Annotated in this window: 4 protein-coding genes; 2 read left to right on the forward strand and 2 right to left on the reverse strand. The window is 68.5% G+C overall.

Annotation, left to right across the window (positions count from 1 at the left end):
- Nucleotides 1–27: 27 nt before the first annotated feature.
- A complete protein-coding gene (locus tag HNO81_RS17520) occupies nucleotides 28–3,540 on the reverse strand; it encodes a S41 family peptidase (protein WP_175319383.1) in 3,513 nt (1,170 codons plus the stop codon).
- Between the two features lie 73 nt (nucleotides 3,541–3,613).
- Here HNO81_RS17520 and HNO81_RS17525 point away from each other — a divergent pair, with 73 nt between their 5' ends.
- Nucleotides 3,614–4,516: a TIGR01777 family oxidoreductase gene (locus HNO81_RS17525; protein WP_175319384.1), complete on the forward strand. Its 903-nt coding sequence runs from the start codon at nucleotides 3,614–3,616 to the stop codon at nucleotides 4,514–4,516.
- A gap of 31 nt (nucleotides 4,517–4,547) precedes the next feature.
- On the opposite strand, the gene HNO81_RS17530 is transcribed toward HNO81_RS17525, so the two are convergent.
- The gene (locus HNO81_RS17530) at nucleotides 4,548–6,179 is read right to left on the reverse strand and encodes a serine/threonine-protein kinase (protein ID WP_175319385.1); all 1,632 of its coding nucleotides are present in this window, start codon (nucleotides 6,177–6,179) and stop codon (nucleotides 4,548–4,550) included.
- A 134-nt stretch (nucleotides 6,180–6,313) separates the two neighbouring features.
- Here HNO81_RS17530 and lipB point away from each other — a divergent pair, with 134 nt between their 5' ends.
- Nucleotides 6,314–6,982 carry a lipoyl(octanoyl) transferase LipB gene (gene lipB, locus HNO81_RS17535; protein WP_175319386.1) on the forward strand — a complete coding sequence of 223 codons (669 nt, stop codon included), beginning with the start codon at nucleotides 6,314–6,316 and terminating at the stop codon, nucleotides 6,980–6,982.
- Nucleotides 6,983–7,040 lie beyond the last annotated feature (58 nt).

Genomic DNA, 7,040 nt, shown 5'->3' on the forward strand with positions numbered 1-7,040 from the left:
GGCAGGGCCTTTCTGCTGCTGTCTGGACTAGCCGTCGTGCCGGCGGGCCGGCAGTGGAGCAGGAAGCAGCTTGCGGTAGCCGGTGCGGGCCGGAGGCCTGTCAGTGGGCAGCTCCTGGATCATTTCCTTCAGTGCACCGATTCCGTATTCCAGCTGGGGGTCGCGTCCGGCAGCGTAGGCATGCGGCGGGTAGGTGACCTCAATGTCCGGGTCAACGCCGTAGTTCTCCACGCTCCACCCCACACCGCCGCCGAACCAGTTGGCATACCGGGGCTGGGTGACGCCGGTGCCGTCCGCGAGCGTGAACCGGTTGTCGATGCCGACAACGCCGCCCCAGGTGCGTGTACCGATCACCGGGCCGATGCCGCGGAGCTTCGAAACCTGGGTGATGATGTCGCCGTCGGACCCGGCAAATTCATCGGCAAGGATGATTACGGGCCCCCTTGGCGCATGGTGCGGGTAGGTGCGCGGCTTCTCCCCGCGTGGCATGCTCCATCCGGTGACCTTGCGGCCGATAAGCTCTGCGACCAGCTGCGAGGTGTGTCCGCCGCGGTTGCGCCGCACATCGACGATCAGGCCATCGAACGCAGTTTCCGTGTCCAGGTCCCGGTGCAGTTGCGCCCAGCCGTTGGCCATCATGTCCGGAATGTGCAGGTAGCCGAAGGTCCCGTCCGATGCCTCGCGGACGGTCCGCCGGTTGCCCGCCACCCACTCCTGGTACCGCAGGCGCTCCTCGTCTTTGACGGGCACGACGGCGACGCGGCGCTGGGTGCCTTCAGCACCACCGTGACCGGGCCCGTTGAGGAGTGTGAGCTCCACGGCGCGGCCGGCAGCGCCCACCAGCTGCATGGCAGGAGTGACGTTCTCCGACAGCGGGACGCCGTCGATGGCCAGCAGGACGTCACCGGCCTTGGCACCGACGCCCGGCCGGGTGAGCGGCGAGGTGGCCAGCGGGTCGGAGGACTCGCCGGCCAGGATGCGGGTGATTTCCCAGCCCCGGGGCGTGTGGGCGAGGTCGGCGCCCAACCTGCCCTGAGGGCGGCTGCCGCGTTCGGTGACCGAGGCCGGGCGTACGTACGCATGGGATGTGCCCAGTTCGCCGTGCAGTTCCCACAGCAGGTCCACCAGGTCGTCGTGGGACCCCAGCCGGTCCACCAGGGGGCGGTAGCGGGCATGGATTGACTCCCAGTCCTGGCCCGCCATGTCCTCGGTCCAGAAGAAGTCGCGCTGCAGGCGCCAAGCCTCGTCGAACGCCTGCCCCCAGACGCTCAGGGGATCCATCAGGACGCGGATCCGGCCCAGGTCCGCCTTGACCGCCTTGCCGGATTCCTCATCTGCCCTGGCATCCGACGGAACGACGGTTACCTGCTTGTCGGCAATTACCACCAGCTTGGAGCGGTCGCCCGAGAGTCGGTAGCTGTCCACGGCATCAACCAGGGTGCTCTGCTTGCGCCGCGCGATGTCATAGCGGACCAGGCTCGGACGGGCGTCCTTGTCCTCCTGGCTGGCCTTCCCGTCGCCGGTGACGCCCGCCAGGACGGAGTCGAGCCAGAGCAGTGCACCGTCAACGGCCTTCAAGGAGGTGTAGTTGCCCTGCGGCACGGGAACCCCGATCACGCGGTGGGCGAGGCCTTCGGCATCCACAACGACCGCGGCCACGCCGCCGCCGCCCGCTGCGTCCGTGGACTTTTCGTCCGCGCCGGCTTCCTGCTCCGTGCCGGCAGGATCAACCGACGGGCCGAAGGGCGACGGCGTGTCAGCCGCAAGTGCCACCAGGTAGGGCTTGATGGGGCTGGGGAAGGAGAGGTCGAACGAGTGCCCGTCGTAGACGGGGTCGAAGCTGCGGTTGGACAGGAATGCAAGGAATTTCCCGTCCGGCGTGAAGGCCGGGGAGGCATCGCGGAAGCGGCCGTCAGTGACGTCGACGGGGTCGGCGTCGAGACGCTCCACGGTGGCCAGACGCAGCCGGCTGCGCGAACCGAAAGAGGTCACGGGCTCCGACCAGGCCAGCCAGCGCGAATCAGCCGACCACGCAAGCTCGGAGATGCTGCCCTCTCCGATGCTGGCCACCTGGGTAAGGTCGCCGCTGCGGGTGTCAACGACGAAAACGTCGCCGAAGGACGTCCCCAGGGCCACCCAGGAGCCATCGGGGCTTGCCTCCAGCGAACTGGCACGGGACGGCGTCGGGACGGTGATGCCTGCCTCCGCCGTGGCTGCCTGGGCGTCAGTCACGGGTGCTTCGGCCTGCGGAGCCACATCCGCCTGCTGCCCGTCATCGGAGGGGACGTGTGCGGTGGCAGCCGCCGGTGCTGCGCCGGATGCGGGAACAGGTTGCGGAAGGGTGGCCGCCGCTGCGTCCTCCCCACTGGCTGCCGGTGCCTCCGCGGAAGCACTGGCGGCTGATGACGGCGCCTCAGCCTGCGCGTCCGGCTGTCCACCGGTCCGCCGGACGGGGGCGGCGATGTCCTTGATCTGCAGTGCCTCCACGCCCTCGTGGTCGGCGATGTAGGCGATGCGTCCGTCCTTGAGCGGGCGGGGCATCCGGCCCCGGACGCCAGGGGTTGCCTCGATGATCCGGGAGGGACCATCCTTGTGCCGCAGCCAGTGGATGGTGCCGTGGGACTCCACGGCGCTGGCGGCGCCCGCACCATCCGGGGCAACCGCGCCCAGGTGCTTGACGGCGTCGAGCATTGCGGGGCGCCTGGCCTGCGAGGCCGAGCCGAGCGTGATGTCCAGCTTGAGCGCATCCGAGCCGAGGTCGTGGAGAATCCAGAGTTCGCCGGCGGATTCGAAAATGACGCGCTTGCCGTCCGTGGCCGCGTGCCGGACGTAGAAGTCCTGGTGGTCGGTGTGCCTCCGCAGGTCCTTCCCGTTGGGGAGCACGGAATACAGGTTGCCGTAGCCCTCGTGGTCTGACAGGAACGCGATCCGGCCGTCCACCCACAGCGGATCGGTCAGGTTGCCGTCGAGGTCCGGCAGGAGGCGTTCGAACTCTCCGTTGCCGTCGCGGTCGATCCAAAGTTTTCCGGCTGTTCCGCCGCGGTAGCGCTTCCACCACGCAGGTTCTCGCGAGAGCACGCTCGCCAGCACGACGGGACGCTCGTCGCCCACCTCGGGACCGAAGGCAACAGACTCCACCGGTCCGTAGGGGAGTTCCTGGGCCGAGCCGCCCTCAAGCGGAACGCTGTAGGCATGGGTGTGCCGGCTTTCGGCCTGGCGGAAAGCACTGGTCACCACCACGGACCCGGCGGTGGTGAATCCCTTGACCTTTGTGGTGCTGTGGCCGAAATAGGTGAGCTGCCGGTACCCGCCTCCGTCCACCTGTGCCGAGACAACTTCCGGCGCCGTTCCCTGGATGGCGGTCCACACCAGGCGCTTGCCGTCCGGGGTGAAACGCGGGTTGCGGGCAGGGAGCTGGAGCGAGGAGACACGCCAGGCGCGGCCGCCGTCCAGGGGCGCGATCCACACGTCGTCCTCGGCCACGAAAGTGACCAGATCACCGTGTAAATGCGGGAAACGGAAGTAGCTGGAAGAGGTCATCGTTCGATCATAGCCATCCCCTCCCCTGCCCCGCGGGAGATACACAACCCGGGCTGGCGTGGTGAGATGGACCATGCATATCGTCATGGCCGGCGCCTCAGGGCTCATCGGCACCTCCATGTCCGCGGCCTTTCGAAGTGCCGGCCACTCGGTGGTGACACTGGTCCGCCGGCCTCCTGCCACCGCAGCCGAAGTCCGCTGGGACCCGGCAGCCGGGGACCTGGATCCCGGCGTCCTGGACGGCGCGGACGCCGTGGTCAACCTCTCCGGCGCCGGCATCGGCGACCGGCCGTGGACGCGGCGCCGCGTGGAGGAACTGTTCAGTTCCAGGCTGGCACCAACAAGGACCCTGGTGCAGGCAATGGCCCGGACCGATGCGCCACCGGCAACCTTCATCAGCCAGTCGGGTTCGGGCTATTACGGCGATGCCGGCAATACTGTGCTGCGCGAGGATGCGGCAGCCGGGTCCGGGACCCTGGCGCAGATTTGCGTCGAGTGGGAGCAGGCCGCACGGATGGCCCCGCCTGGGGTTCGGGTGGTGACGCCCCGGACAGGGGTGGTGTTCAGCCGTTCAGGCGGCGCGCTGGGCAAGCTGCTGCCGCTACTGCGACTGGGGGTGGGTGGTCCCTTCGGAAACGGCCGCCAGTTCTGGCCCTGGGTGACCCTTCCCGATGTGTCAGCTGCTTTCCTGTTCCTCCTTGACTCCCAGGTTTCCGGTCCGGTCAACGTGGCCGCCCCGGAGCAGGCGGACGTCAATACCATCGTGGCGGCGCTGGCCCACGCCCTGCACCGTCCCGCCATGCTCCGGGTCCCTGCCCCGGTGCTTCGCACCGTGCTGCCCGGCCTCGGCGAGGAGCTACTGCTGTACAGCCAGCGGATGGAGCCGGGGGTCCTTGCAGCGGCTGGTTTCACCTGGCAGCACGGGCACCTGGATGCTGCTGCCCGCTGGGTGGCCGGACAGGACGCCACCGCCTGACCTTTGTACGCGGGGATGCAGGTGTAGCTGGTCACGGGCCCTGGAGGATGTCGCTGAGTTTCCACCGGCCGTCGACGGATACCAGGACCAGCCGCAGCAGCTGCGGCTCTGTGGGTGCCCCGGCGGCAACCTCCGCCCCGTCGGCGCCCACCACCCGGTAGCCGGACGTAGCGGACACCGCGCGGACCACGGCGCGGGCATCGGTGCGCCCGTCTTCGGCAGCCAGCCCTGAGAGCGCAGTGGTAAAACCCTGGAGCCGCTGGCCCGGGGCCGCAACCTGGCCGGCGATGCGCTGGTCAGCCGCGGCCGCGGAGGAACCCGGGGCGTTCACCTCCGCCAACAGTTGGGTGTTCCCGGTGCTGAAGGCATGGTCGCGAAGCGCGGCCAGCCCCCGCACCGCTTCCACTGGATCAGCCGTTCCGGCCTGCCGGCGTGCAGCGTCCAAGGAGGCAGCACTTCCGCCACCTGCGGCCGGGAGCCCACCTGCAACCACCGTCGGCGCCGACGGTGGCGGCACCCCGCGGGAGGTACCGGCGAGCCCATCGCTCCCCCCTGCGTTGGCCTGTAGCCACCATGCCACGGCCGCCGCCGCGGCAATGAACGGCAGCACGGACCGCCGCAGCATCCCTGGAACATTCCAGCCACCCGGGCCGTCCGCATGTTTCCCGCCGGACGCGGCTGCGGCTGCCGGGGCCGGCCAGCGCGATGTCGCTGCACGGCGCCGCAATCCCAGCAGCTTCCCCCGCAGTCCCAACAGCTTCCCCCGCACTCCATGGCCCGCAGGCGCGTCAGCCTCGCTGCGCCGCGTCAGCAACTCAGGCATAACAGCGGGATGGACTGCCTCGGAAAGATCCACGGGCTGTGGTTCTGCGCTGCGGTACACCGCCGTGGCCAGCGCCGACGCGTCGGGGCGCAGCCGCCGCTCGTCACTCAGGCCCGCTTCCAGTGCGGCCGCAAGGTCTTTGGGAACCCCGGGTACCAGGAGCGACAACGGCGGACGGTCGGCCGTGCGGCCCGGGGTGTCACCCGTCAGGCAGTACCACCCGAGGGCGGCGAGCGAATAGACGTCCCGCTCCGGTTGGAGTCCGGCGCGAACGGCGTCCACAGGGGCGGGATCAAGGAATCCACCGGTTCCGACACTTCCAGCCCGGCCCGGGTCGCCGAGCATCCGGGCGATCCCGAGGTCGGACAACATCGGCTTTCCATGCCTGGTGAACAGGATATTCCCTGGCGAAACGTCCGAGTGCGTGAACCCTTTGCCGTGCAGGTAGGCCAGGGCCTGGGCGATCGGCGTGAGCACGGTGACCGTCTCGCCCACGCCGAGCCTGCCGCGGGCGGACACCAGCTGCGCCAACGAGCCGCCGGCAGCGTAGTCCATTGCCAGCGCCATGCCGCCTCCGGCGTCCTTTGCCTGCACTACGTGGTGGGCCCTGACGAGGTGCTGGTGGTCCAGCGTCGAGAGAATCCGGATCTCGCGCCGCACGTCCTCGGCGGTGACGGTGTTGGTACTGCGCCTCCGGCCCCCGGTGGTCCGGAAGCACTTCAACGCATAGTCACGGCCTGTTCGCTGTTCCGTGGCCAGCCACACGTCCGCGCTGCTGCCCCGCCCCAGCAGCCGGCCGACGTCGTAACCGGGAAACTCAGGTGCCTGTGCATCGTCCATGGTCCATGTCTAGCCCAGTTCCGGACGCGCCGCAGAAGTTATCCACAGCCCGGGGGCGCAGTCACAAAGGGTGCCGCCGGTGAGCTTGGACACTAAACCGGGCCGGTACCGTTCCGGGGTCTAAGCTGGATGCCATGACTCTTGAGTTTTCACAGCTGGGTCTTGCCCCCGACTTCGTTGATTACATGGAAGCCTGGGATGCCCAGCGCGAACTCCATGACAAGGTTGTCGCCGGAAGTGCGCCCAGCACAGTCCTTCTTCTTGAGCACGCGGCTGTCTACACGGCAGGCAAGCTCACCGAGGACCACGAGCGGCCCTTTGACGGTACCCCGGTGGTCGCGGTGGACCGCGGCGGGAAACTGACATGGCACGGCCCCGGTCAACTGGTCGCCTACCCCATCCTGAAGCTGAAAAACCGTTCCGGAATCCGCGATTACGTGGAGCGCCTGGAAGAGATCATGATCACCGTCATGGCGGACTACGGTATTAACGCCGAACGCATCAAGGGCCGGGCAGGCGTGTGGATCAAGGCCGATTCCAAGGGCCCCGACCGCAAGATTGCGGCCATCGGCATCCGTGTCCTTAACGGCGTCACCATGCATGGCGTCGCCATTAACTGCAGCAACGACCTTGCCCCCTACGGGCAGATCATCGCCTGCGGCATCACGGACGCCGGAGTGACCACCATGTCCCTGGAAACAGGCAAGGACATCCGTCCCGCGGACATCGCGGAACGGTTCGTGGAAGAATTCCGCAAGCACGAAGAAGCATTGGTTTCGAGCCCTGAAGGAGCTCTACTGTGACATTGGCACCTGAAGGCCGGAAGATGCTGCGGATCGAGCAGCGCAACGCAGCGGTCCC

Source organism: Pseudarthrobacter sp. C4D7 (assembly GCF_013359725.1).
GTDB lineage: Bacteria > Actinomycetota > Actinomycetes > Actinomycetales > Micrococcaceae > Arthrobacter.

Bases quoted from the DNA above. Each gene is read 5' to 3' on its own strand.
- HNO81_RS17520 (WP_175319383.1), bottom strand. From the start codon at position 3,540: ATGACCTCTTCCAGCTACTTCCGTTTCCCGCATTTACACGGTGATCTG.
- HNO81_RS17525 (WP_175319384.1), top strand. From the start codon at position 3,614: ATGCATATCGTCATGGCCGGCGCCTCAGGGCTCATCGGCACCTCCATG.
- HNO81_RS17530 (WP_175319385.1), bottom strand. From the start codon at position 6,179: ATGGACGATGCACAGGCACCTGAGTTTCCCGGTTACGACGTCGGCCGG.
- lipB (WP_175319386.1), top strand. From the start codon at position 6,314: ATGACTCTTGAGTTTTCACAGCTGGGTCTTGCCCCCGACTTCGTTGAT.